Annotated in this window: 24 protein-coding genes; 20 read left to right on the top strand and 4 right to left on the bottom strand. The window is 69.9% G+C overall.

Features of this window, described 5'->3' with window-relative positions; all coding sequences use genetic code 11:
* The first annotated feature begins 198 nt into the window (after positions 1-198).
* A complete protein-coding gene (locus tag CSR00_RS00120) occupies positions 199-537 on the top strand; it encodes a WhiB family transcriptional regulator (RefSeq protein ID WP_245905759.1) in 339 nt (112 codons plus the stop codon).
* A gap of 135 nt (positions 538-672) precedes the next feature.
* On the opposite strand, the gene CSR00_RS00115 is transcribed toward CSR00_RS00120, so the two are convergent.
* Positions 673-1,092: a metallopeptidase family protein gene (locus tag CSR00_RS00115; protein WP_099020492.1), complete on the bottom strand. Its 420-nt coding sequence runs from the start codon at positions 1,090-1,092 to the stop codon at positions 673-675.
* Between the two features lie 398 nt (positions 1,093-1,490).
* Between CSR00_RS00115 and CSR00_RS00110 the strand changes: the two genes are divergently transcribed.
* From CSR00_RS00110 to manA, 4 genes are all read left to right on the top strand, one after another.
* The gene (locus CSR00_RS00110) at positions 1,491-1,928 is read left to right on the top strand and encodes a DUF3499 domain-containing protein (protein WP_099020365.1); all 438 of its coding nucleotides are present in this window, start codon (positions 1,491-1,493) and stop codon (positions 1,926-1,928) included.
* 132 nt (positions 1,929-2,060) lie between these two features.
* The gene (locus tag CSR00_RS00105; protein ID WP_099020364.1) at positions 2,061-3,461 is read left to right on the top strand and encodes a phosphomannomutase/phosphoglucomutase; all 1,401 of its coding nucleotides are present in this window, start codon (positions 2,061-2,063) and stop codon (positions 3,459-3,461) included.
* Positions 3,458-4,579 carry a TobH protein gene (locus tag CSR00_RS00100; protein ID WP_099020363.1) on the top strand — a complete coding sequence of 374 codons (1,122 nt, stop codon included), beginning with the start codon at positions 3,458-3,460 and terminating at the stop codon, positions 4,577-4,579. Before CSR00_RS00105 ends, CSR00_RS00100 begins: the two co-directional genes overlap by 4 nt.
* 24 nt (positions 4,580-4,603) lie before the next feature.
* Entirely contained in the window at positions 4,604-5,830 is a 1,227-nt protein-coding gene (manA, locus tag CSR00_RS00095; protein ID WP_099020362.1) for a mannose-6-phosphate isomerase, class I, read from the top strand.
* A gap of 14 nt (positions 5,831-5,844) precedes the next feature.
* Here manA and CSR00_RS00090 read toward each other — a convergent pair whose 3' ends face one another.
* Positions 5,845-6,045, bottom strand: a complete 201-nt coding sequence (locus CSR00_RS00090) for a hypothetical protein (protein ID WP_099020361.1) — start codon at positions 6,043-6,045, stop codon at positions 5,845-5,847.
* Between the two features lie 206 nt (positions 6,046-6,251).
* Between CSR00_RS00090 and CSR00_RS00085 the strand changes: the two genes are divergently transcribed.
* The 11 genes from CSR00_RS00085 to CSR00_RS00035 all read left to right on the top strand — a co-directional run bounded on the left by CSR00_RS00085 (position 6,252) and on the right by CSR00_RS00035 (position 17,891).
* Positions 6,252-7,508, top strand: a complete 1,257-nt coding sequence (locus tag CSR00_RS00085) for an alkane 1-monooxygenase (protein ID WP_099020360.1) — start codon at positions 6,252-6,254, stop codon at positions 7,506-7,508.
* On the top strand, positions 7,505-7,666 hold the full coding sequence (locus CSR00_RS00080; RefSeq protein WP_099020359.1) for a rubredoxin: 162 nt from the start codon (positions 7,505-7,507) through the stop codon (positions 7,664-7,666). Before CSR00_RS00085 ends, CSR00_RS00080 begins: the two co-directional genes overlap by 4 nt.
* A gap of 12 nt (positions 7,667-7,678) precedes the next feature.
* On the top strand, positions 7,679-7,867 hold the full coding sequence (locus CSR00_RS00075; RefSeq protein ID WP_099020358.1) for a rubredoxin: 189 nt from the start codon (positions 7,679-7,681) through the stop codon (positions 7,865-7,867).
* A gap of 110 nt (positions 7,868-7,977) precedes the next feature.
* Positions 7,978-8,550: a TetR/AcrR family transcriptional regulator gene (locus tag CSR00_RS00070; protein ID WP_407662381.1), complete on the top strand. Its 573-nt coding sequence runs from the start codon at positions 7,978-7,980 to the stop codon at positions 8,548-8,550.
* A 128-nt stretch (positions 8,551-8,678) separates the two neighbouring features.
* Complete coding sequence (ahcY, locus tag CSR00_RS00065) at positions 8,679-10,133, top strand: adenosylhomocysteinase (RefSeq protein WP_099020356.1); 1,455 nt, start codon at positions 8,679-8,681, stop codon at positions 10,131-10,133.
* A 139-nt stretch (positions 10,134-10,272) separates the two neighbouring features.
* Entirely contained in the window at positions 10,273-11,598 is a 1,326-nt protein-coding gene (locus CSR00_RS00060) for a lipase family protein (protein ID WP_099020355.1), read from the top strand.
* Between the two features lie 28 nt (positions 11,599-11,626).
* Entirely contained in the window at positions 11,627-12,256 is a 630-nt protein-coding gene (locus CSR00_RS00055) for a dTMP kinase (RefSeq protein WP_099020491.1), read from the top strand.
* A gap of 91 nt (positions 12,257-12,347) precedes the next feature.
* Positions 12,348-13,034 carry a two-component system response regulator MtrA gene (gene mtrA, locus CSR00_RS00050; protein WP_099020354.1) on the top strand — a complete coding sequence of 229 codons (687 nt, stop codon included), beginning with the start codon at positions 12,348-12,350 and terminating at the stop codon, positions 13,032-13,034.
* 46 nt (positions 13,035-13,080) lie between these two features.
* On the top strand, positions 13,081-14,754 hold the full coding sequence (mtrB, locus tag CSR00_RS00045; protein WP_099020353.1) for an MtrAB system histidine kinase MtrB: 1,674 nt from the start codon (positions 13,081-13,083) through the stop codon (positions 14,752-14,754).
* Positions 14,751-16,514 (top strand): MtrAB system accessory lipoprotein LpqB, encoded by a 1,764-nt coding sequence (gene lpqB / locus CSR00_RS00040; protein WP_099020352.1) that lies wholly within the window; start codon positions 14,751-14,753, stop codon positions 16,512-16,514. Before mtrB ends, lpqB begins: the two co-directional genes overlap by 4 nt.
* Positions 16,515-16,796: 282 nt before the next feature.
* Positions 16,797-17,891 (top strand): GGDEF domain-containing protein, encoded by a 1,095-nt coding sequence (locus CSR00_RS00035; protein WP_099020351.1) that lies wholly within the window; start codon positions 16,797-16,799, stop codon positions 17,889-17,891.
* A gap of 79 nt (positions 17,892-17,970) precedes the next feature.
* Here the strand turns inward: CSR00_RS00035 and CSR00_RS00030 are convergent, their stop codons facing one another.
* A complete protein-coding gene (locus CSR00_RS00030) occupies positions 17,971-18,621 on the bottom strand; it encodes a MerR family transcriptional regulator (RefSeq protein ID WP_176561830.1) in 651 nt (216 codons plus the stop codon).
* Between the two features lie 88 nt (positions 18,622-18,709).
* Between CSR00_RS00030 and CSR00_RS00025 the strand changes: the two genes are divergently transcribed.
* From CSR00_RS00025 to secA, 4 genes are all read left to right on the top strand, one after another.
* Entirely contained in the window at positions 18,710-19,360 is a 651-nt protein-coding gene (locus CSR00_RS00025) for an NAD(P)-dependent oxidoreductase (protein WP_176561829.1), read from the top strand.
* Positions 19,361-19,418: 58 nt separating this feature from the next.
* Positions 19,419-20,051: a ComF family protein gene (locus tag CSR00_RS00020; RefSeq protein ID WP_099020349.1), complete on the top strand. Its 633-nt coding sequence runs from the start codon at positions 19,419-19,421 to the stop codon at positions 20,049-20,051.
* A 355-nt stretch (positions 20,052-20,406) separates the two neighbouring features.
* A complete protein-coding gene (gene hpf / locus CSR00_RS00015) occupies positions 20,407-21,087 on the top strand; it encodes a ribosome hibernation-promoting factor, HPF/YfiA family (RefSeq protein ID WP_099020348.1) in 681 nt (226 codons plus the stop codon).
* A 160-nt stretch (positions 21,088-21,247) separates the two neighbouring features.
* A complete protein-coding gene (gene secA, locus CSR00_RS00010; RefSeq protein WP_099020347.1) occupies positions 21,248-24,133 on the top strand; it encodes a preprotein translocase subunit SecA in 2,886 nt (961 codons plus the stop codon).
* A 60-nt stretch (positions 24,134-24,193) separates the two neighbouring features.
* On the opposite strand, the gene CSR00_RS00005 is transcribed toward secA, so the two are convergent.
* A partial coding sequence (locus CSR00_RS00005; protein WP_099020346.1) for an Rv3235 family protein occupies positions 24,194-24,597 on the bottom strand: 404 nt, incomplete at its 5' end.

Raw genomic sequence — 24,597 nt, 5'->3', positions numbered from 1 at the left:
CGCTTGACCTGGGCTCTCCGCGCGTGTCTAATCACATCAGTGTCATTTCCCGGTTGGCCGACCGGTTCCAGTGTCGCAGACCGAGATTCGATCACCTGTTCGAATCGAGATGGCCACAGCACAATAGCGGGCGACATTCACGGATTGACCAACTAAAAGGTGAGGAGGCGGAACATGTCCATAGAGCACCTCTTCGGCATGGGAAACACACCGCACACCAGCATCAACCGTGCGGCGGGGGAGGCTATTGATGACAACGGGGGGCGGCCACTTCTGAGCGTGGTTCCCGATGTCTTCGACCCGGCGGCGGAGACTGCTGAGAGCGAGTGGCAGGACCGCGCGCTGTGCGCGCAGACCGATCCGGAGGCGTTCTTCCCGGAGAAGGGCGGTTCCACCCGTGAGGCCAAGCGCATCTGCCTGGGATGTGAGGTGCGCGACCAGTGCCTGGAGTATGCGCTGGCCAATGACGAACGCTTCGGCATCTGGGGCGGGCTCTCCGAGCGCGAACGCCGGCGTCTCAAGCGCGGCATCATCTGATCCGACATGTGATCCGATTTAGACCCAACACCTGACCCGGCATCCGATTCGGGCGTCCCGCGGCGAGCGTGGGTGTGGGGTACCGAGCGTTACGGCTCTCGGTGCCCGACACCCACGCTCGCCGCGTTGTTGCCCCTAGTCGTCGATGCTGGGATCGATCACCGACGGATCGACTCCCAGGTAGGTGGCCACCTGGGCCACCAGGATGTCGCGCAGCAGCTCCGAAAGCTCCAATGTGTCCTTCGCTCGCCGCTCAATCGGCCTGCGGAACAACACAATTCGCGCGCGCGTGGCGTTTCCGCGGACGTCGACGCCCGCTGGGATCAACCGGGCCAGCGCGACCGGGCCGTCGGCCACCACCTCCGGCGGGAACTGGACGTTGTGAGGGTCACGGGGGGAGATCCGGGGGATCTCGTCGACGGCGACATCCAGCGCGGAGACCCGCTCGTGCCAGCGGCGCTCGATGGGTTCGTAGGCCTCCAGCACCGCCATGTCGAAGCGTTCGGCGCGGCTGCGCCAGCCCGGAACGGACGGCGGCAGCAGCGGGCCGCGCATGTCACGGCCGTGCCGGGCGCCCGGACGCCGACTCGGCCGGCCGTGCAGGAAGCCGCGTGGATCAGCCACCCGCGAATCGTAGCGGTCCGGGGCCGCGGCGACGGCCGGTAGCCGACCGGCATGGGTCACGGGTGACCAAGTGGCAGAGGGTCACGGGTGACCAAGAGGCAGGGGGTCACGGGTGGCCAAGTGGCAGAGGGCCACCGTTGACTAAGTGGCAGAAGGTGCAGAACATACGGAAGAGACTGTTGGGGCGTTGGTGAATGGCACGGCTCAATACGCGGCCCGACACGGGGCGCGCTCGGCGCAACGCCGGGTGAGGTCACAGTTCGGTAGTGGGCGCGCACCTGCGCGTGTCCGCCCCTCGGCGGACCGCGCCGCGCGATAGCCTCACGGGCGTGAATGTTCCCCGTCGCTGCTGCAGGCCCGGGTGCCCTCACTATGCGGTGGCGACGCTGACGTTCGTCTACTCCGACTCCACCGCGGTCGTGGGGCCGCTGGCCACCGCACGCGAGCCGCACTCGTGGGACCTGTGCGTGGGGCACGCCGGCCGGATCACCGCTCCGCGCGGTTGGGAGCTGGTCCGCCACGCTGGTCCGCTGCCCACCCATCCCGACGAGGACGACCTGGTGGCACTCGCAGACGCCGTGCGCGAGGGCGGTGACGGGGTGCCCACCGGGGGGCCGGTCGCGGGCTTCTCCGATCCGGCGCCGCAGTCGCACGTGCATGCCCAGGGCCCCGCGGCCGGGCGGGTGATGGCCTCGCCGGCGCACCGGCCCGGCAGCGTCGGTCGACGCCGTGGCCATCTTCGGGTGCTGCCCGACCCCACCGACTGACCCCGACTGAGCCTGCCTGACCCGGCGTTCGTCGCCAGATCGTCACCCGTGTGCACCTGATCCGTCGTGCTCTGCGACTAGGCTGACGAAGAACCCGTCGGGTGTCAGCGAAAGTGTCGTCGAAAGGCTGCGATGTCTCGATCCGCCGAGGCGGTTGCCCACGTGATCAAGGCGTACGACGTCCGTGGTCTGGTCGGCACGGAACTCGACGCGTCGTTCGTCGGTGAGGTGGGAGCCGCGTTCGCCCGGCTGGTCCGCGACGAGGCGGGCCGCGTCGTCATCGGACACGACATGCGGGAGAGCTCACCGGGGCTGGCGGCCGCGTTCGCCGACGGTGTGCTGGCCCAGGGACTCGACGTCGTACGGGTCGGCCTGACCTCGACCGACGAACTGTATTTCGCCTCCGGACTGCTGGACTGTCCCGGCGCGATGTTCACCGCCAGCCACAATCCGGCCGCCTACAACGGGATCAAGATGTGCCGGGCCGGGGCCAAGCCGGTCGGGCAGGACACCGGCCTGGGGATCATCCGCGACGACCTGGTCGCCGGTGTGCCCGCCTATGACGGTCCGGCCGGTTCGATCAGCGACCGCGACGTGCTCGCCGAGTACGGCAGCTATCTGCGCTCACTGGTCGACCTGGACGGCCTGCGTCCGCTGCGGGTCGCCGTCGATGCCGGCAACGGCATGGCCGGACACACCGCACCGGCGGTGCTCGGGGAGATCCCCGCGCTGACCGTGTTGCCGTTGTTCTTCGAGCTCGACGGGACGTTCCCCAACCACGAGGCCAACCCGCTGGAACCGGCCAACCTGATCGACCTGCAGCAGTTCGTGCTCAAGACCGGTGCCGACATCGGGCTGGCCTTCGACGGCGACGCCGACCGGTGCTTCGTCATCGATGAGCGCGGCCATCCGGTGTCGCCGTCGGCGGTCACGGCCATGATCGCGGCGCGCGAGCTGGGGCGTGAGATCGGGGCTTCCGTCATCTACAACCTGATCACCTCGCGGGCGGTGCCCGAGCTCGTCGTCGAGCGCGGCGGCACCCCGGTGCGCTCGAGGGTGGGACACTCCTTCATCAAGGGGCTGATGGCCGACACCGGCGCCATCTTCGGCGGCGAACACTCCGCGCACTACTACTTCCGGGACTTCTGGGGCGCCGACTCCGGGATGCTGGCGGCCCTGCACGTGCTCTCGGCGCTGGGCCAGCAGGACCGTCCACTGTCCGATCTGACCGCGGACTACCAGCGCTACGAGAGTTCGGGCGAACTGAACTTCCGGGTCAGCGATCCGCAGGCCTGCGTGGACGCGGTGCTGCGGACTTTCGGCACCCAGGTCCAGCAGCTCGACCACCTCGACGGCACCACCGCCGACCTCGGCGAGGGCGCCTGGTTCAACCTGCGGATGTCCAACACCGAACCGCTGCTGCGGCTCAACGTGGAGGCCCGCACCGGCGACGAGGTCGCCGCGATCGTCGCTCGCGTCTCGCAGATCATCGAGGCCGCACCGCCGGCGGTGGCGGCGGGTTCGGCGCCGTGAGTGCGACGCGGGCGGTCGTCGACCTCGACGACACCGAGGGACTGATCGCCGCCGACCGCGACGGCCTGTTGCGGGCCGTGGCGATGGCCGGTGCCCAGGTCCGTGCGGCGGCGGCCGCCGTCGAGGAGGGCGCGCTGGACAGTGTGCGCGGCGCCCGGCCGCGGGCGTGGATCTGGCTGTCCCGCCGCGGCCCGGCCGAATCGGCGGGCGCGCTGCTGACCGCGCTGCTGGGCGGCGCGGCCGGCCAGCCGATGGTGCTGTGCACCGAGGTGCCCCCGTGGATCGGCCCGCTGGACGTGCTCGTCCTCGCCGGCGACGACCCGGCAGACCCGGTGCTGGTCAACGCCGCGGTCACCGCGGTCCGCCGGGGAGCGCGGGTGGTGGTCTGCGCCCCGTACGAGGGCCCGCTGCGCGAGGCCACCGCCGGGCGGGTCGGCGTGCTGGAACCGCGGCTGTGGGTCCCCGAGGAGTTCGGTCTGTGCCGGTATCTGGCCGCGGGGATCGCCACCGTGCAGGCCGCCGGGGACAGCTCCGGTGACGCCGGTGACAGGGCCGGGGACAAGCGGGCCGGCGCCGATCTGTCGGCGATGGCCGACGCGCTCGATGCCGAGGCGCTGCGCAACTCCGCGGCGCGCGAGCTGTTCACCAACGCGGCCAAGTCGTTGGCCGAACGGGTCTCCGGGCGGGCCACGGTGCTGGCCGGGGACAACCCGGCCACCCTGACGCTGGCGCAGCACGCGGCGACGGCCTTTCTGCGGATCGCCCACCAGGTGGTCACCCCCGCGGGGCTGGCCGATGCCCTGGTGGCGGTCCGCGGCGGCGGAACGGATTTCGGTGTCGGCGGCGACGACCGCGACGCCGAGCTGGCCGCGCTCTTCCACGACGAGGAGCTCGACGGGCCGCTGCCGCAGCGGCTGCGGGTGCTGGCGCTGACGCTGGGCAGCGAACGACAGGTGGTGACGGCACGGGTGGCCGGCCACAACGACATCGACGTGGTCGGGGCCGAAGACGTTCCGGACACGGCACCGGTCGACGCGGGGCGGCCGGAACAACAATTGGGGCTGTTGGCACTGCGGCTGGAGATGGCCGCGGTCTACCTGCGCCTGGCGCGGGGATAAGGGCGGGAAACGGCAGGTCGACTGGTGGAGCTGTTACGCGGAGCGATACGTACATACGCCTGGGGGTCGCGGACCGCGATCGCCGATTTCACCGGCAGGGCGGTACCCACGGCGCATCCGGAAGCCGAGCTGTGGTTGGGCGCCCACCACGGGGACCCCGCCTTCGTCGAGACCCCGGAGGGGGAGCGCTCGCTGATCGACCTGGTGTCCTCCGACCCCGAGGGGCAGTTGGGCCCGGTGGTGCGGGCCCGCTTCGGCGACGCCCTGCCGTTTCTGGTCAAGGTGCTCGCCGCCGACGAGCCGCTGTCGCTGCAGGCCCACCCCAGCGCCTCGCAGGCCGTCGAGGGCTACCGGCGCGAAGACAGCCTGGGCGTGCCGCTGAACTCGCCGGTGCGTAACTACCGCGACCGCAGCCACAAACCCGAACTGCTGGTGGCGATCGAACCGTTTGCGGCCCTGGCCGGGTTCCGGCCGGTGGCCCGCACCGTGGAGTTGATGCGGGCGCTGGCCGTCTCCGATCTCGACCCCTACGTCGACCTGCTCGACGGACAGGCCGACGCCGACGGGCTGCGTGCGCTGTTCACCACCTGGATCACCGCGCCGCAACCCGACCTCGAGGTTCTCGTGCCCGCGGTGCTGGAAGGGGCCGTCAACTACATTCGTTCCGGGGCAACGGAATTCGCCGAGGAGGCCAAAGCGCTGCTCGAGCTCGGCGAGCGTTACCCGGGGGATGCGGGCGTGCTGGCGGCAATGCTGCTCAACCTGATCGAGCTCGAACCCGGCGAGGCGATCTACCTGGCCGCCGGGAACCTGCACAGCTACCTGCACGGGGTCGGTTTCGAGGTGATGGCCAATTCCGACAACGTCCTGCGGGGCGGGCTGACCCCCAAACACGTCGACGTCCCCGAACTGCTCCGGGTGCTCGACTTCACTCCCGCACCGCAGGAGTCACTGCACCCGGCGCTGGAGCGCGACGGGTTCGAGGTCACCTACCGCACCCCCGCGGCGGAGTTCGCGGTGTCGGTCCTCGAACTCTCCGGGGAGGATCTGGGCCACGAGGTCGACGCGGCGTGCTCACATGACGGCCCACAGATCCTGGTCTGCGCCCAGGGCGGCGCGGTGGTCAGCGGCAAGGCCGACACCGTCACCCTGCAGCGCGGTCAGGCCGCCTGGGTATCCGCCGACGACGCCCCCATCCGGGTGTTGGCCCAGGCGCCCACCAAACTGCTCCGCGCGACCGTGGGTATCTGAACTCCCGGACCGCTTCACGCCGTCTGCGGCACCGCGCCGGACCCGTCGCGGACCTGCAGTGACGACATGCCAGTGGCGGCATCGCCAGTGACGCCATCGCCACTGACGGCATAGCCAGTGACGACACCGCCAGTGACGACATAGCCCAGTGACGACACCGCCTCGCCCTGCCCGACGGTGGGGTTGACGCCGACCGCCGTGTCGCCGGACGACACGGATCCCGGCCGGGAACGGCCGCGGGCCGCGCTCGGCTCCGATCACCTCCGCGTGCCGCCACCGGAGAACTCTCGGCTGACCTGACGCGGCGTCGGGAAGACGAGTCTTCACGTGGCGAAGGGCGCCGGCCGCGCGATCGTCTTTACAAACAATCATCAAATGTCTAGACTTCGGACAAATCAGTGCATAAGGTAAACCGCACGGCATGACCGGCATCACACTGGAGGGAAACGTGACAGCACTTGAGTCCGACGCGCAGAGTGTCGAGCAGTGGCGGGACAAGAAGAGGTATCTGTGGCTGATGGGGCTCATCGCCCCGACGGCATTGCTGGTGATGATGCCGGTGGTCTGGTTGTTCAACGACCTCGGCTGGCACACCGCGGCGCTGTTCCCGTTCTGGATCGGCCCGATGCTGCTCTATGTGATCCTGCCGTCGCTGGACCTCAGGTTCGGCCCGGACGGGCAGAACCCCCCGGACGAGATGATGGAGCGGCTGGAGAACGACAGGTACTACCGCTACTGCACGTACGCCTACCTGCCGTGCCAGTACGCCAGCGTGGTGCTCGGCGCCTACCTGTTCACCGCCTCCGACCTGAGCTGGCTGGGCTTCGACGGTGGGCTGAACTGGTTCGCCAAGATCGGATTGGCGCTGTCGGTGGGGATGCTCGGCGGTGTCGGGATCAACACCGCCCACGAGCTCGGCCACAAGAAGGACTCGCTGGAGCGCTGGCTGTCCAAGATCACCCTGGCCCAGACCTGGTACGGGCACTTCTACATCGAGCACAACCGCGGCCACCACGTGCGGGTGGCCACCCCGGAGGATCCGGCCTCGGCCCGCTTCGGTGAGAGCTTCTGGGCGTTTCTTCCGCGCAGCGTGTGGGGCGGGCTGAAGTCGTCGTGGCAGCTGGAGGCCGCCCGACTGCGCCGGGCCGGCAAGAGCCCGTGGCACCCGTCCAACGACGTGCTCAACGCCTGGGCGATGTCGGTGCTGCTGTGGGGTGTGCTGACCGCGGTGTTCGGGCTCGGCGTGATCCCCTTCATGCTGATCTCGGCGGTGTTCGGGTTCAGCCTGCTGGAGAGCGTGAACTATCTGGAGCACTACGGCCTGATGCGGCAGAAGACCGCCAGCGGGCGCTACGAGCGCTGCACGCCCCAGCACAGCTGGAACTCCGACCACATCGTGACCAACCTGTTCCTCTACCACCTGCAGCGGCACAGCGACCACCACGCCAACCCGACGCGCCGCTACCAGACGCTGCGCAGCATGGACGGCGCGCCCAACCTGCCCAGCGGGTACGCGACGCTGATTTCGCTGACCTACTTCCCGCCGCTGTGGCGGCGGATGATGGACCACCGCGTGCTTGAGCACTACGACGGCGACATCACCCGGGTCAACATCGCCCCGCGCCGGCGCGCGAAGATCCTGGCCCGCCACGGGGTCATCGAGGAGTCGGCGGCATGAGTGCCTACCGCTGCCCGGTCTGCGACTACGTCTACGACGAGGCCAAAGGGGCTGCCCGGGAAGGCTTTCCGGCCGGAACCCCGTGGGGACAGATCCCCGACGAATGGTGCTGCCCCGACTGCGGGGTGCGCGAGAAGATCGATTTCGAACCTGTCTAGGAGCACATCACCATGTCAGAGACCGACTACAAGCTGTTCCGCTGCATCCAGTGCGGCTTCGAGTACGACGAGTCCAAGGGCTGGCCGGAGGACGGTATCGCCGCCGGAACCCGCTGGGACGACATCCCCGAGGACTGGAGCTGCCCGGACTGCGGCGCGGCCAAGTCCGACTTCGAGATGGTCGAAATAGTCCGATCATGACTACTGTCCCCGTTGTGAGCACTACGCGCGGGTCCGCACGGGGGCCCGGACGTGGCCCCGGCCGCCCGGCCGGGGCGCCCGTCCGGGTCTCCTATGCGGAAGCCTCCCGGGTGCTGCTGCGCGATTCGGTGCTCGATGCGATGCACGATCTGCTGCTGGGCCGGGACTGGTCGGCGATCACCCTGGCCGACGTCGCCAAGGCGGCGGGCGTGAGCCGGCAGACCATCTACAACGAGTTCGGCTCGCGCCACGGCCTGGCGCAGGGCTACGCGGTGCGGCTGGCCGACCGGCTGGCCGGCGCCGTGGGCGCGGCGATCGACGATAACGTCGGCGACATCCATGCGGCGTTCCTGCACGGCTTCCGGTCCTTCTTCACCCAGTCGGCGGCGGACCCGCTGGTGATCTCGCTGCTCACCGGCGCGGCCAAACCCGACCTGCTGCAGATCATCACCACCGACAGTGCGCCGATCATCACCCGGGCCTCGGCCAAGCTGACCGATTCGTTCATCCACAGCTGGGTGCAGGCCAGTCCGGAGGACGCCGGCGTGCTGGCCCGCGCGATCGTGCGGTTGGCGATGAGCTACGTGTCGATGCCGCCGGAGGCCGACCACGACGTGGCCGCGGACCTAGCCCGATTGATGACGCCGTTCGCCGAACGCTACGGTGTAATCGATACTCCTTAGCCGGCAGAGCGCCTCTAGCGCCTGTCCCGCGAGCCCGCAGGCTTTGAGTGTTGCGCGGCTGCCGCACAGGTTCGACCGGTGTGGGCGGCCGCGTCTGACGACGATTCCGAACGACAAAGGGGCTCTTCATGACGCTGACTGCAGACGTCCGCAACGGCATCGACTACAAGGTCGCCGACCTGGCGCTGGCCGAGTACGGCCGCAAGGAGATCCGGCTGGCCGAGCACGAGATGCCGGGGCTGATGGCGCTGCGCCGCGAGTACGCCGAGGTGGCGCCGCTCAAGGGGGCGCGGATCTCGGGATCCCTGCACATGACGGTGCAGACCGCGGTGCTCATCGAGACGCTGGTGTCCCTCGGGGCCGAGGTCCGCTGGGCCTCCTGCAACATCTTCTCCACCCAGGACCACGCCGCCGCGGCGGTGGTCGTCGGCCCGCACGGCACCCCGGAGGAGCCCTCGGGCACCCCGGTGTTCGCCTGGAAGGGTGAGACCCTGGAGGAGTACTGGTGGGCCGCCGAGCAGATGCTGACCTGGCCGGGGGAGCCGGCCAACATGATCCTCGACGACGGCGGCGACGCCACCATGATGGTGCTGCGCGGCGCCGAGTACGAGAAGGCCGGCGTGGTGCCGCCGATCGAGGACGACGACCCCGCGGAGTGGAAGGTCTTCCTGACCGTGCTGGGCGAGCGCTTCGAGCAGGACAAGACCAAGTGGACCACGATCGCCGAGTCGGTCAAGGGGGTCACCGAGGAGACCACCACCGGTGTGCTGCGGCTCTACCAGTTCGCCGCCGCCGGCGAGCTGGCGTTCCCGGCCATCAACGTCAACGACTCGGTCACCAAGAGCAAGTTCGACAACAAGTACGGCACCCGGCACTCGCTGATCGACGGGATCAACCGCGGCACCGACGTGCTGATGGGCGGCAAGAACGTGCTCATCTGTGGTTTCGGTGACGTCGGCAAGGGCTGCGCGGAGTCGCTGAAGGGTCAGGGCGCCCGGGTGGCGGTCACCGAGATCGACCCGATCAACGCGCTGCAGGCGCTGATGGAGGGCTTCGACGTGGTGACCGTGGACGAGGAGATCGGCCAGGCCGACATCGTCATCACCGCCACCGGCAACAAGGACATCATCACCCTCGACCACATGAAGGCGATGAAGGACAAGGCCATCCTGGGCAACATCGGCCACTTCGACAACGAGATCGACATGGCCGCGCTGGAGCGCTCGGGCGCCACCCGGATCAACATCAAGCCGCAGGTCGACGAGTGGCAGTTCGACAGCGGCAAGTCGATCATCGTGCTCTCGGAGGGTCGCCTGCTCAACCTGGGCAACGCCACCGGCCACCCGTCGTTCGTGATGAGCAACAGCTTCTCCAACCAGGTGATCGCCCAGATCGAGCTGTGGACCAAGAACGACGAGTACGACAACGAGGTCTACCGGCTGCCCAAGCACCTCGACGAGAAGGTCGCCCGCATCCACGTCGAGGCTCTCGGTGGTGCGCTGACCAAGCTGTCCAAGGACCAGGCCGAGTACATCGGCGTCGACGTCGAGGGCCCCTACAAGCCGGACCACTACCGCTACTGAGTCTCGCGGCCCGTTCGTGACGCCGGGGCGACCGCCACAGCGCGGTCCGTCCCGGCGTTACGTTTTTGTCCGCGGCTGACACCTACGGAATCCGAAGGACCGCGCGTCCCGCGATCCGGCCCTTTGTTACTCTGCGGTAATGTTCCGGGTCGGGGTGGTCCTGCACGTTGCGCTGTTCGGGTTCGTGACTGTCTGCGCGGCAACCACTTTCACTGCTTTCGCACCCGGCGCGCAGGCCGACGACTGGTACCCGTACTACAACGAAGACGAATACACCGCGTTCTACACACCACCGGATCCGTTGCCGCCCGGCCTGCCCGGCGACCTGGTGCGCACCGAACCGTCGCGGCTGGTGCTCGAACCCTCCGGGCAGCTGGGTGCCATCATGGCCACCGGCACCCGGATCATGTACCGCAGCACCGACGCCCGGGGTAACCCCAACGTCGTCACCGGCACCTATTTCGAACCGTTCAACGACTGGCCGGGCCGCGGGCCGCGTCCGCTGATCGTCTACGGCCCCGGCACCCAGGGGCAAGGCGACCAGTGCGCGCCGTCGCGCCAGTTCAACCAGGGCATCCACTGGTCGCCCTACCTGGACTTCACGTTCAACTACGAGGAGATGTTCGTGGCCACCATGGTGGCCCGCGGGTTCGCCATCGTGATGACCGACTACGAGGGGCTGGGCACCATCGGACCGGTGCACACCTACGTCAGCCGGCTGGCCGAGGGCTTCGCCATACTCGACGCCGCCCGTGCCGCCAAGAAGCTTCCCGGCACGTCGCTGAAACCCGATGGCCCACTGGTCTTCTGGGGCTATTCCCAGGGTGGTGGAGCCGCCGCCTCGGCGGCCGAGCTGGCCTCCAGCTACGCACCCGACCTCGACGTCGTCGGCACCTACGCCGGGGCGCCGCCGGCCGATCTGAAGGAACTGTTCCCGTTCGCCGACGGGTCGATGCTGGTCGGGGTCGTCGGCTACGCGCTGAACTCGGTGATCGCCGCCTACCCCGAACACGCCGACGCGATCCGCGCCACCCTGACCCCGCGCGGCGAGGATCTGCTGTTCAAGGTCAAGGACCAGTGCATCGCCGAGACCGTCGCCAAGTTCATGTTCCGCCACCTGCAGCCCTACTTCAACGCCCCGATCGGCGAACTCGTGCGCGAAGAACCGTTCTCCAGCCTGTTCGACGAACAGCGCATCGGCCGGCTCAAACCCAACGCCCCGGTCCTGATCAACAGCAACCGCTACGACCCGCTGGTGCCCTACACCGCGGCCAACCAGCTGGGCCGGGACTGGTGCGCCCAGGGCGCCGACGTCGAATTCCGCACCAACGAGCAACCGCCGTTCCTGAACAAGGCGGTCATCAACCACGCCCTGCCGATGCTCGTCGACGGGGAGCCGGCGATGCAGTGGATCGCCGACCGGTTCAACGGGGTGCCCACCGCGCCGAACTGCGGGCGGTTCTGATCTCGGGTACGCCACTAGGCTCGTGCGGGTGTTCATCGTCATCGAAGGCCTCGACGGCGCCGGCAAGCGCACCCTGACCCAGGGGCTGCGGGGAGTGTTCGAGGCCGAGGGCAGGTCGGTGGCCACCCTGGCCTTCCCGCGCTATGGACAGTCGGTGCCCGCCGACGTCGCCGCCGAGGCGCTGCACGGCGATCACGGAGACCTGGCCGAATCGGTCTACGGCATGGCGGTGCTGTTCGCGCTGGATCGCGCCGGGGCCGCCGAGCAGCTCGCCGAACTGCGGCTGCGCCACGACGTGGTGATCCTGGACCGCTACGTGGCCTCCAACGCCGCCTACAGCGCGGCCCGGCTGCGCCAGGACGCCGACGGGGAGGCGGTGCGGTGGGTCTACCGGCTGGAGTATCAGCGGCTGCGGCTGCCGTTCCCGGACTGGCAACTGCTGCTGGATGTTCCGGTGGAGTTGGCCGCGGAGCGCGCCACGCACCGGGCCCGGCACGAGGTCGGCCGTGACCGCGACGTCTACGAACGCGACGACGCCCTGCAGCAGCGCACCGGTGCCGTCTACCGGGGGCTGGCCGAGGCCGGCTGGGGCGGCCGCTGGCTGCGGGTGGGCCCGCACGCGCAGGCCGCCGAGGTGGTCGCGGCCCTGCGCGGCTGACCCGCGAACACCGCGGTCGGGGATGCTCCGCCCCTGTTCGGGGACGAGACACGCGTGTGGCATCCGGGATTTATCACAATCTGGTGACACCATGGACACCATGAGGCAGAGGATCCTTGTCGTCGACGACGACCCGTCGTTGGCCGAGATGCTGACCATCGTCCTGCGCGGGGAGGGCTTCGACACCGCCGTCATCGGCGACGGCAGTCAGGCGCTGACCGCCGTGCGGGAGTTGCGGCCCGACCTGGTGCTGCTGGACCTGATGCTGCCCGGCATGAACGGCATCGACGTGTGCCGGGTGCTGCGCGCCGATTCCGGGGTGCCGATCGTGATGCTGACGGCCAAGACCGACACCGTCGACGTCGTGCTGGGTCTGGAGTCCGGCGCCGACGACTACGTGATGAAGCCGTTCAAGCCCAAGGAACTGGTGGCGCGGGTGCGGGCCCGGCTCCGTCGCAACGAGGACGAGCCCGCCGAGATGCTGTCGATCGCCGACATCGACATCGACGTGCCGGCCCACAAGGTGACCCGCAACGGGGAGCAGATCTCGCTGACGCCGCTGGAGTTCGACCTGCTGGTGGCGCTGGCACGCAAACCGCGCCAGGTGTTTACTCGTGATGTGCTGCTCGAACAGGTGTGGGGTTACCGTCACCCCGCCGACACCCGTTTGGTGAACGTGCATGTCCAGCGCCTGCGAGCCAAGGTCGAGAAGGATCCGGAGAATCCGCAGGTGGTGCTGACCGTTCGAGGAGTGGGATACAAGGCCGGCCCGCCGTGACCCCTGACGGCCACGCGGCCGAGCGACACCACCGGCGGGCGCACCGATGATCGGGCGTTCGAAGCGGCGCACGCGGGGCCGGTGGGGGCGCTCCGGTCCGATCGTGCGCGGGGTGAGCGCGTTGAGCCGGGCCGTCGGCGTCCTTTGGCGCCGCTCGCTGCAGCTGCGCGTGGTGTCGTTGACGCTGGGGTTGTCGCTGGCGGTCATCCTGGTTCTCGGATTCGTGTTGACCAGCCAGATCACCGACCGGGTGCTCGACGCGAAGGTGCGCGCGGCCACCGAGGAGCTCGACCGGGCCCGGACCACCGTCAGCGGAATCGTCGGCGGTGAGGAGACCCGCTCGCTGGACAGCAGCCTGCAGCTGGCGCGCAACACCCTGACCTCCAAAGTGGGTACCTCCTCGGGTGCCGGCCTGGCCGGTGCCTTCGACGCGGTGCTCGTCGTGCCCGGCGACGGTCCGCGCGCTGCCACCGCGGCCGGGCCGGTGAGCCAGGTGCCCATGGCGTTGCGTGACTTCGTCGCGGCCGGGCAGGTCAGCTACCAGTACGCCACGGTGCACACCGACGGATTCACCGGCCCGGCGCTCATCGTCGGCAGCCCGGCGCCCTCGCAGGTGACCAACCTGGAGCTGTACCTGATCTTCCCGCTGAACAACGAGCAGCGCACCATCGGTCTGGTGCGCGGCACGATGGCCACCGGCGGCGCGGTGCTGCTGGTGCTGCTGGCCGGGATCGCCCTGCTGGTGTCGCGGCAGGTGGTGCTGCCGGTGCGGTCGGCCTCACGCATCGCCGAGCGGTTCGCCGAGGGGCATCTGGCCGAGCGGATGCCGGTGCGCGGCGAGGACGACATGGCCCGGCTGGCGGTGTCGTTCAACGACATGGCCGAGAGCCTGTCGCGCCAGATCACCCAGCTGGAGGAGTTCGGCAACCTGCAGCGCCGGTTCACCTCCGATGTCAGCCACGAGCTGCGCACCCCGCTGACCACCGTGCGCATGGCCGCCGACCTGATCCACGACCACGCCGAGGAACTGGATCCCGCGCTGCGCCGGTCCACCGAACTGATGGTCGACGAACTCGACCGTTTCGAGACCCTGCTCAACGATCTGCTGGAGATCTCCCGGCACGACGCCGGTGTCGCCGAACTGTCGGTGGAGGCGGTGGACCTGCGCTCGACGGTCAAGAGCGCGTTGGACAACGTCGGGCACCTCGCCGACGAAGCCGGCATCGAGCTGCTGGTCGACATGCCCGACGGCGAGATCATCGCCGAGGTGGATGCCCGGCGGGTGGAGCGCATCCTGCGCAATCTGATCGCCAACGCCATCGACCACGCCGAGCACAAGCCGGTGCGGATCCGGATGGCCGCCGACGAGGACACCGTCGCGGTCACGGTGCGCGACTACGGGGTGGGCCTGCGGCCGGGGGAGGAGAAGCTGGTCTTCAGCCGGTTCTGGCGCTCGGACCCGTCCCGGGTGCGCCGCTCCGGCGGAACCGGGCTGGGCCTGGCGATCAGCATCGAGGACGCCCGCCTGCACCAGGGCCGGTTGGAGGCCTGGGGCGAGCCCGGCAAGGGGGCCTGTTTCCGGCTCACCCTGCCGCTGGTGCGCGGCCACAAGGTGACCACCAGCCCGCTGCCGCTCAAGCCGATGGCGCCCGACCGGGTCAGCGCCCGGCGCAGCCAGCCCGCGTTGCGGCAGCCACAACACGCCGGAGACAGCGTGTGAGACGCCTGCTGTGCCTGCTGCTGCCCGTCCTGGTCGCGGTGTTGAGCGGCTGCGCCGGTGTGCCGGACTCGTCAGCCCCGCAGGCGCTGGGCACCGTCGAGCGCCCGGCCCCGCCCAGCCTGCCCGAACCCACTCCGGGGATGGACCCCGACGTGCTGTTGCGCGAGTTCCTCAAGGCCACCGCCGACCCGGCGAACCGGCATCTGGCCGCGCGGCAGTTCCTCACCGACTCGGCGTCGCAGTCCTGGGACGACGCGGGCAGCGCACTGCTGATCGACCAGGTCGTCTTCGTGGAGACCCGCGGGGCCGACAAGGTGTCGGTGACGATGAAGGCCGACATCCTCGGATCGCTGTCGGACATCGGGGTGTTCGAGACGGGCGACGGGCCGCTGCCCGACCCGGGGCCGATCGAGCTGATCAAGACCTCCGACGGCTGGCGCATCGACAAGCTTCCCAACGGCGTGTTCCTGGACTGGCAGCAGTTCCAGGAGACCTACAAGCGCCACACCCTCTACTTCGTCGATCCCACCGGCACCACGATGGTGCCCGATCCCCGTTACGTCGCGGTCTCCGATCCCGACCAGCTGGCCACCGAGCTGGTGTCCAAGCTGATCGCCGGTCCGCGCCCGGAGATGGCGAACACGGTGCAGAACATGCTGGGCCAGCCACTGCGGCTGCGGGGCCCGGTGACCCGCGCCGACGGCGGCAAGACCGGTGTCGGGCGCGGCTACGGCGGAGCCCGGGTCGAGCTGGAGAACCTCTCGACGACCGACCCGCACAGCCGCACCCTGCTGGCCGCGCAGATCATCTGGACGCTGGCCCGCGCCGACATCAAGGGCCCGTACGTGATCGAGGTCGATGGTGCGGCGCTGGATGACCGCTTCGCCGACGGGTGGAGCACCTCCGACGTGGCGGCCACCGACCCGGGCGCGGCCCGCGGGGCTTCCGCGGGGCTGCATGCGCTGATCGGCGGGCAGCTGATGTTCCTCGACGGGCAGACCTCGTCCCGGGTGCCGGGCTCCTTCGGCACCCTGCCCGACCAGAAGGCCGCGGCGCTCTCGCGCGACGGCCACCAGGCGGCCGCGGTGGTGACCCAGCGTCCCGGCGCCCCGGACATGACCTCCGCGCTGTGGATCGGCCCGCTGGGGCGGGCCGCGATCGAGGCCACCGACGGGCGTAGCCTGTCGCGGCCGACGTGGGCCCTCGACGACGCGGTGTGGGTGGTGGTCGACGGCAACAACGTGCTGCGGGTGTTCCAGGAGGCGGCCACGGGCCAGCCGGCCAGCATCCCCGTCGACTCGACTGCGGTGTCGACCAAGTTTCCCGGCGCCATCGGAGAACTGCAGTTGTCCCGCGACGGCACGCGGGCGGCACTGGTCATCGAGGGGCGCGTGGTGCTGGCCGGGGTGGAACAGACCCAGGGTGGTGAGTTTGCGCTGACCTACCCGCGCCGGCTGGGCTACGGGCTGGGGTCCTCGGTGGTGTCGTTGTCCTGGCGCACCGGTGATGACATGGTGGTCACCCGCAACGATCCCGCCCACCCGGTGTCCTACGTCAACCTCGACGGCGTCAATTCCGACGGCCCGGCCGAGAACCTGATCACGCCGGTGACCACCGTGGCGGCCAACCCGTCGACGGTCTACGTCGCCGACCAGCGGGGCATCAAACAGCTCTCGGGTACCGGCGCCGAGGACGACCAGACCTGGGATCAGGTGCGCCCGTTCATGGTTGCCGGGGCGGTGCCGGTGCTGCCCGGCTGAGACCGCCGGGATCGGTGAATTGTCGGCCGGCGAGCCGAGAGCCACGTTGGCCGCATGAGCGCGGTCTGGTCGAGCTCCGGTGGCCCGGCATCGAACGCGCTGCGTCCGCCGGACGCGTCTCGTTTCGCCCGCTGAATACGCTGACCGGAGCCGATCTCCTGCGGTCGCCGCGGGTCGTGGTCCCGGTTAGCATTCGCCCGGGAAGCCCGTGATGACGCGGAGGGCCAGCAGAAGGCCGCGGAGGGCCGCAGGCGGCCGCAGAGGGCCGTGGAGGGCCGTGGAATGGGTGAGCGCGAATTCGCGATCGCGACCATGGTCCTGCGCGCCACCGGCTATCTCGGCGTGTTGCGGGTGTTCATCGGCCTGTTGTGCATCGGCCTGGGACTGCTCAGCGCCGTCGAGCAGGTCCAGCACCTGCAGCCCCTGGGGCCGCACGGGCTGATCCTTCGCGGCGTCCATCTGGCCGCGCTCGTGTCCGCGCTGGCGTTCGGAGCCTGGTGGCTGCTGACCCCGTGGCCCGGCCACCGGCGGGCGATCGCGTTCGCGGTGTGGGGCGACGTCGCGCTGGCGGCCTCGGCCGCCGTGCTGGCCGCACCGCAGGCCCGGCTGTCCTGCACCGTCTACATGTGCCTGATCGGGGTGTTCATCGCCGTACTGCTGGGTTATCGGATGCTGTTGGTGCACTGCGCCTTCGCCACCGCGACGATCGTGGCGCTGACGTGGTGGGCCGTGCGCTATGACGGTGTCGGACTGGCTGAGCTGTCGCTGTATTTCGCCCCGGCGCTGGCGACGGTGGTCGCGATGCCGGTGATTGCCGCCGTCGTGGTCGAAGGCACCCGGCGGGGTCTGGGTGCCACCGCGCATGCGGCCAGCCGCGATCCGCTGACCGGCCTGCTGAACCGCCGAGGGCTCTACGCCGCAACCGATCTGATGCTGGCTCGGTGCGCGCCCAGCGCGATCGTCGTGGTGGCGGTGATCGACCTGGACGGGTTCAAACGGGTCAACGACGACCACGGGCACGGCACCGGAGACGCGACGCTGCGCGCGCTCGCCGAGCAGTTGAAGGCCGCGCTCCGGGCCGACGACATCGCCGCCCGGGTCGGGGGCGACGAGTTCGTGCTGGTGGCCACGCTTGCGTGCGAGACCGACCTGGACGGCTTCGTCGACCGCGTGCGCGAGCTGACCGCGCAGGGCGCGGACTCCTCGGCGGTGAGCATCAGTGTGGGGGTCGCCTGGCAGCGCGCCGACACACCCGAGCTGACACTGGACGCGGTCCTTCCCCGTGCCGACGAAGCGATGTACCGCGCCAAGCGGACGGGCGGTCGTGCGGTTGTCGTGGTCGAACCGCCGGCCGCCGGGCTGGACCTCGACGTGTGACCTCGACATGTGACCCTGACGTGTGACCTCGACGTGTGACACGGGCCGGGGAGGGTGGCGGGGGAGCGTGACCCGGCCGTCAGGTCGAGGTGTCGCCGTAGCGCTTCCGGGCGAAGTGTTCCTGGGCCATCCTACGCAGGGCGGCCATCGCCTGTTCGAGGATCACGGTGCCCGCGACGACCCGTTCGATCAACAGTTCGTCGGCCAGATCGTCAGGCGCATTGGCGATTTCAGCCGAGGCGAGGTTCTCCACGGCGTCGGCATAGGGGTCCAGCAGGGCGGCGACGGCGTCTGCGGAGCCGACATCGGGTGCCGTGCTGTCGCGAAGGCTCGCCAGGGCGCACAGGGCTGCGCCGAGCTGCCGGCGCGCCGCGGAGTCCGGGCGTACCCGCCAACCCCGGTGCCGTAGGAACGCCTCGACCCGTTCCATCGCCGGCTGCCCGGGCGGGGACGGTTGGGGCGCGCTGGCGTCGTGTGCCGCGGCGAGCACGTCCTGCACCGTGCGGTCCTCGTCGTCGAGGGCGCCCAGCACGGCGGAGACGGCCTCGGTGCTCAGGCCACCGACCTCGATGAGCGCACGGATCAGCCGCAGCCGCCGCACGTGGCTCTCGTCGTAGGAGGCCTGGTTGACGGCGGTGGCATCGCCGCGATGCAGCAGGCCGGTACGCAGATACCACTTGACCGTCGGGGCGGTGACCCCGGTGGTCCGGCACAGCTCCGCCAGTCGCACGGGCCGAGTGTAACAACACAGATAGCGGATAGTGCTACTATCCGTCATGAACCGGATAGCGATACTATCTACAAGCGGAGGAGTGCACATGAAGGTCTTCGTCGTCGGCGCCACCGGGGCAACCGGGCGCCATGTCATCGATCAGGCGCTCGCGCGCGGCCACGAGGTCCTGGCGCTGACCCGCCAGCGGCCCGCCGGCGAGTTCCCGGACGTCGAAGTGGTGGTGGGCGACGTTCGCGATCACGAGGTTCTCCACGCCGGCCTCGCCGGTGTGGAGGCCGTCGTGAGCTGTCTGGGTGTCCGGCTCGGTCAGAACCCGGGCAGCGTCCGCTCCGACGGCACCGCCGCGCTGGTGTCGGCGATGACCGCCGCGGCGGTGCCGCGGCTGGTTGCCGTCTCCAGCGTCGGAGTGGGGGCCAGCCGGGAGTGGCAGACCCGGACCGCACGGCTGTTGTGGCCGTGGTTGGTGGGTCGCGAACGCCTGGCGGAGGCGCAACGTGCCGAGGAGCGGATTTCTGCGGCCCCGGCGGGCCCGGCCTGGACGGTGGTGCGCCCACCGAAGCTCACCGACGCCGCCGGCGGGGCCCCGGTCGACGTCGGTCCGGAGGTGCGCACCCGCCTCGGGTCCACGCTGAGCCGGGCCGACCTGGCCAGGGTGTTGCTCGACGAGCTCGCCGATGACCGGTTCACCGGCATGGCGGTCACGGCCGTGGGCACCGGGCGGCCACCAGGGCGCTGAGGCCCCGGAGCGCTGACGGGGAAGGAGACCTGTCGGACCCCTCGCGCACACTGCGGTCATGCTCGATCTGCTGCTCCCGCTGAGCTGCGGCGGCTGCGACGCACCGGGAACACGCTGGTGCGACGACTGCCGGCGGGTGCTGGCGCTCGACGAGAACGCCCCGCACGTCATCACCCCGCGCAATGACCCCGGCGTGCCGGTGCTCGCCCTGGGCCGCTACGCCGGCCCCCGAAAGCAGGCCATCCTCGCGCTCAAGGAACGGGGACGTCGCGATCTGACCGGCCCGTTGGCCCTCGCCCTGGCGGGGGGCCTCGACCGCCTGCTCGGCTGGGGTGTGGTGCAGGCGCCGCTGGCCGTCGTGCCCGCCCCGACCCGGCGCTCGGCCGCCCGCCGCCGCGGTGGGGACCCGGTGGCACGGCTCGCGACCCTGGCCACCGCCACGCACCCCGACATCGCGGTGGTGTCCGCGCTGCGCATGAAAGGTCTGGTCCGCGACTCTGTCGGGCTGGACAGCGCCGGCCGTGCGCGCAACCTCGCCGGTCGTATCCGGCTGAGGTCGGCCCTGCCGGCGGTGCCGGTGCTGCTGATCGACGACATCGTGACCACCGGCGCCACCGCCGCCGAGTCCACCCGCGTCCTGCGCGCGGCCGGGGCGCGGGTCACCGGCATGCTGGCGCTGGCCCATGCCTGACGAACCTCCGGGGGCGCCGGGCCGGCCAAGTGCCGCCCGACCCCGTTACAGAGGTCGAAAGAACTGGCAACAGGTGCGCGAAAACACTGGCAAATCTGGGTGAACTCGGACTACCTTCGGGACCAACGAACCGTGCGATCGTCCCCGGCGTCACACCCGGGCATCACACGAGGGGCGTCGGCCGGGCTTCGGCCGGGCTTCGGTCCGAGGCCCCGCTTCGCCGGATGCGGTAGGAGGTGATTTCGACCCCCAGATGCCGCAGGGTGGCGCGAATCGGCCCATCCCTCGGCGCACTCCCAACGACAGGCCAGGCACGCCTGCGCGTGCACCGCGACAAAGAAACGAGTTGTCAAGCATGTCAAGTCAATCCGTGGATTCTGCCCAGATGCTGGCCCCCGAAGAGCCGGACGCCGACGACCACGAGCTCAACGCCGAAGTGGTGGTGAAGGGACGCAACGTCGAGGTTCCCGACCACTTCCGCGTCCACGTCACCGACAAACTCGCGCGTCTGGAGCGGTTCGACCGCACCATCTACATGTTCGACGTCGAACTCGACCATGAACGCAACCGGCGTCAGCGCAAGAGCTGTCAGCACGTCGAGATCACCGCCCGCGGCCGCGGACCGGTGGTGCGCGGCGAGGCCTGCGCGGACAGCTTCTACGCCGCCCTGGAAGCCGCGGTGAACAAGCTGGAGGCGCGGCTGCGCCGTGGCAAGGACCGGCGCAAGATCCATTACGGAGACAAGACACCCGTTTCGGTGGCCCAGGCCACCGCCTCGAGCGCCGCGGCGGCCTTCGAGCCCCCGACGGGCGCCGCCGCGCCCGCCCCGTCCGTGCAGTCCGAGGACCTCCACGAACCCGGCCACATCGTGCGTGTCAAGGAGCACCCGTCCAAGCCCATGACCGTGGACGACGCGCTCTACGAGATGGAGCTCGTCGGTCACGACTTCTTCCTGTTCCACGACAAGGAGAGCGACTGCCCCTCGGTCGTGTACCGGCGGCACGCCTTCGACTACGGGCTCATCCGGCTGGCCTGATCCGGCCCGCCCAGATCCCAGCCCGGGCCGCGCCGCGGCCCGGGCTGGGGTGTCCCGGCGCCCCAGGGCGGACACCCGACGGTGCAAGTCAGCGGGGCATAACCCCGCGTCACCTACGATGGAGCGCAGAGTTGACTCCAATCCTGTAGGGGATACATCTGTGCTGTCGAAGTTGCTGCGCCTCGGTGAAGGTCGCATGGTCAAGCGCCTCAAGGGGGTGGCTGACTACGTCAACACCTTGTCCGACGACGTCGAGAAGCTCTCCGACGACCAGCTGAGGGCCAAAACCGACGAGTTCAAGAAGCGTGTCGAGGACGGGGACAGCCTCGACGACCTGCTGCCGGAGGCCTTCGCGGTGGCCCGCGAGGCCGCCTCGCGGGTCCTGAGCCAGCGCCCCTTCGACGTCCAGCTGATGGGCGGCGCGGCCCTGCACTTCGGCAACGTCGCGGAGATGAAGACCGGTGAGGGCAAGACCCTGACCTGTGTGCTTCCCGCCTACCTCAACGCGCTGTCCGGCAAGGGCGTGCACGTCGTCACCGTCAACGACTACCTGGCCAAACGCGACAGCGAGTGGATGGGCCGCGTGCACCGCTTCCTGGGTCTGGACGTCGGGGTGATCCTGTCCGGGATGACGCCCGACGAGCGCCGCGCCGCCTACGCCGCCGACATCACCTACGGCACCAACAACGAGTTCGGCTTCGACTACCTGCGCGACAACATGGCCCACTCGGTGGCCGAGATGGTCCAGCGCGGGCACAACTTCGCCGTCGTCGACGAGGTCGACTCCATCCTCATCGACGAGGCGCGCACCCCGCTGATCATCTCCGGTCCCGCCGACGGCGCCTCCAACTGGTACACCGAGTTCGCCCGCCTGGCCCCGCTGATGGAGAAGGACACCCACTACGAGGTGGACCTGCGCAAACGCACCGTCGGCGTGCACGAGCTGGGTGTGGAGTTCGTCGAGGACCAGCTCGGCATCGACAACCTCTACGAGGCCGCCAACTCGCCGCTGGTCAGCTACCTCAACAACGCGCTGAAGGCCAAGGAGCTGTTCCAGCGCGACAAGGACTACATCGTGCGCAACGGTGAGGTCGTCATCGTCGACGAGTTCACCGGGCGTGTGCTGGTGGGCCGCCGCTACAACGAGGGCATGCACCAGGCGATCGAGGCCAAGGAGCACGTCGAGATCAAGGCCGAGAACCAGACGCTGGCCACCATCACGCTGCAGAACTACTTCCGCCTCTACGACAAGCTGTCGGGCATGACCGGCACCGCCCAGACCGAGGCCGCCGAGCTGCACGAGATCTACAAGCTCGGGGTGGTGCCGATCCCCACCAACCGGCCGATGGTCCGCGAAGACCGGGCCGACCTCATCTACAAGACCGAGGAAGCCAAGTACATCGCCGTCGTCGACGACGTCACCGAGCGCTACGAGAAGGGCCAGCCGGTGCTGATCGGCACCACCAGCGTGGAACGCTCGGAGTATCTGTCGCGCCAGTTCACCAAGCGCAAGATCCCGCACAACGTCCTCAACGCCAAGTACCACGAGCAGGAGGCGAACATCATCGCCGAGGCCGGCCGGCGCGGGGCGATCACCGTGGCGACCAACATGGCCGGCCGTGGTACCGACATCGTGCTCGGCGGCAATGTCGACTTCCTGGCCGACAAGCGCCTGCGTGAGCAGGGTCTGGACCCGGTCGAGACGCCCGACGACTACGAGGCGGCCTGGGACGACACCCTGCACAAGATCAAGGACGAGGCCAGCGCCGAGGCCGAGGACGTGCGCGCGGTCGGCGGGCTCTACGTGCTCGGCACCGAGCGCCACGAATCCCGGCGCATCGACAACCAGCTGCGCGGTCGCTCCGGTCGCCAGGGCGATCCCGGCGAATCACGCTTCTACCTCTCACTGGGCGACGAGCTGATGCGCCGCTTCAACGGCGCCACCCTGGAGGCGCTGCTGACCCGGCTGAACCTGCCCGAGGACGTGCCGATCGAGGCCAAGATGGTCACCCGCGCCATCAAGAGCGCCCAGACGCAGGTCGAGCAGCAGAACTTCGAGGTCCGCAAGAACGTCCTCAAGTACGACGAGGTGATGAACCAGCAGCGCATGGTCATCTACGACGAGCGCCGCCGCATCCTCGAGGGCGAGAACCTGCAGCAGCAGGCCCACGACATGATGGTCGACGTCGTCACCGCCTACGTCGACGGCGCCACGGCCGAGGGCTATGCCGAGGACTGGGATCTGGAGAAGCTCTGGGAGGCGCTCAAGACGCTGTATCCGGTGGGGATCGACCACCACGATCTGCTTGATTCCGACGCCGTCGGCGAGCCCGGCGAACTCACCCGCGAGGAGTTGCTCGACGCCCTGGTCGAGGATGCCGAGCAGGCCTACGCCCGCCGGGAGGCCGAGATCACCGAGCTCGCCGGCGAGGGCGCGATGCGTCAGCTCGAACGCAACGTGTTGCTCAACGTCATCGACCGCAAGTGGCGTGAACACCTCTACGAGATGGACTACCTCAAGGAGGGCATCGGGCTTCGGGCCATGGCCCAGCGTGATCCGCTCGTGGAGTACCAGCGCGAGGGCTACGACATGTTCACCGCGATGCTCGACGGCCTCAAGGAGGAATCCGTCGGATTCCTGTTCAACGTCCAGGTCGAGGCCGTGCCGCAGGCCCCGCCGGTGGCGCCGGTGTCCGCACCCGAGGGCCTGGCGGAGTTCGCCCGGGCCGCGGCCCGCAGCGGCCAGGCCGCCGCCGGTGCCCAGGAGCCGGCCCGCCATGGCGCGGGCGGTGGTGCGGGCGCGGCCGTCGCCGAGGCGGGACCGCGGCACGCCGCCCCCGCCGGCCTGCGTGCCAAGGGAATCGACGACGACGAGGACAACCGCGCGCTGACCTACACCGGGCCCTCCGAGGACGGCAGCGCGCAGGTGCAGCGTCGGGGCAACGGCGCCGCCAAGCAGTCCGGGCCGACGGCCGAGACGACGGGCACCACCCGCCGGGAGCGTCGCGAGGCCGCCCGCAAGGCCGCCAAGGCGCGCAAGAACTAGCCCACCGGAGACCCGCCCCCGGAAAGCGCTCACGAGGCCGGCCTCGATGTTGGGGGTGGCTCAGCCGATGTGCAGTGCCACCATCTGCCACCCGGGGCGGCCGTGGACGGTGGGGCGCTGTTCGATGCGACAGGCGATGGCATGCATCCGCGGCCCCCGCGAGTAGACCGCGGCGACCTCGAACGCGGTCTCGGCGGCTCCGGGGCCGGCGGCGGCCTGCAGACGGACCCGGCGCAGCACGGCGGCCTGGCTGACCCGGGAGCTGTGACGATAGGCCGCGATGGAGTCGGCCAGGCCCGCGGCCAGCATCGGCCGCAGTTGGGTGGGTGGGCGCCGCAGGTCGATGACTTCGAGCACGCGGCGCAGCGATGCGTCGGCGAATGCCGCCGCGTGCCGTCGCCGGGGCGAGGGCTCGGCGGGCGGGGGGACCGCGCGCCGCGGCCGGGCCGGGCGGCGACCCCGCC

Source organism: Mycolicibacterium palauense, assembly GCF_002592005.1.
Classification (GTDB): domain Bacteria; phylum Actinomycetota; class Actinomycetes; order Mycobacteriales; family Mycobacteriaceae; genus Mycobacterium; species Mycobacterium palauense.
Note: the sequence above shows the minus strand (reverse complement) of the source record. Positions and strands in the feature narration are given on the sequence as shown.

Bases quoted from the DNA above. Each gene is read 5' to 3' on its own strand.
- CSR00_RS00120 (WP_245905759.1), top strand. From the start codon at position 199: ATGGGAAACACACCGCACACCAGCATCAACCGTGCGGCGGGGGAGGCT.
- CSR00_RS00115 (WP_099020492.1), bottom strand. From the start codon at position 1,092: ATGCGCGGCCCGCTGCTGCCGCCGTCCGTTCCGGGCTGGCGCAGCCGC.
- CSR00_RS00105 (WP_099020364.1), top strand. From the start codon at position 2,061: ATGTCTCGATCCGCCGAGGCGGTTGCCCACGTGATCAAGGCGTACGAC.
- CSR00_RS00085 (WP_099020360.1), top strand. From the start codon at position 6,252: ATGACCGGCATCACACTGGAGGGAAACGTGACAGCACTTGAGTCCGAC.
- CSR00_RS00080 (WP_099020359.1), top strand. From the start codon at position 7,505: ATGAGTGCCTACCGCTGCCCGGTCTGCGACTACGTCTACGACGAGGCC.
- CSR00_RS00075 (WP_099020358.1), top strand. From the start codon at position 7,679: ATGTCAGAGACCGACTACAAGCTGTTCCGCTGCATCCAGTGCGGCTTC.
- ahcY (WP_099020356.1), top strand. From the start codon at position 8,679: ATGACGCTGACTGCAGACGTCCGCAACGGCATCGACTACAAGGTCGCC.
- CSR00_RS00060 (WP_099020355.1), top strand. From the start codon at position 10,273: ATGTTCCGGGTCGGGGTGGTCCTGCACGTTGCGCTGTTCGGGTTCGTG.
- mtrA (WP_099020354.1), top strand. From the start codon at position 12,348: ATGGACACCATGAGGCAGAGGATCCTTGTCGTCGACGACGACCCGTCG.
- mtrB (WP_099020353.1), top strand. From the start codon at position 13,081: ATGATCGGGCGTTCGAAGCGGCGCACGCGGGGCCGGTGGGGGCGCTCC.
- CSR00_RS00035 (WP_099020351.1), top strand. From the start codon at position 16,797: ATGGGTGAGCGCGAATTCGCGATCGCGACCATGGTCCTGCGCGCCACC.
- CSR00_RS00025 (WP_176561829.1), top strand. From the start codon at position 18,710: ATGAAGGTCTTCGTCGTCGGCGCCACCGGGGCAACCGGGCGCCATGTC.
- CSR00_RS00020 (WP_099020349.1), top strand. From the start codon at position 19,419: ATGCTCGATCTGCTGCTCCCGCTGAGCTGCGGCGGCTGCGACGCACCG.
- hpf (WP_099020348.1), top strand. From the start codon at position 20,407: ATGTCAAGTCAATCCGTGGATTCTGCCCAGATGCTGGCCCCCGAAGAG.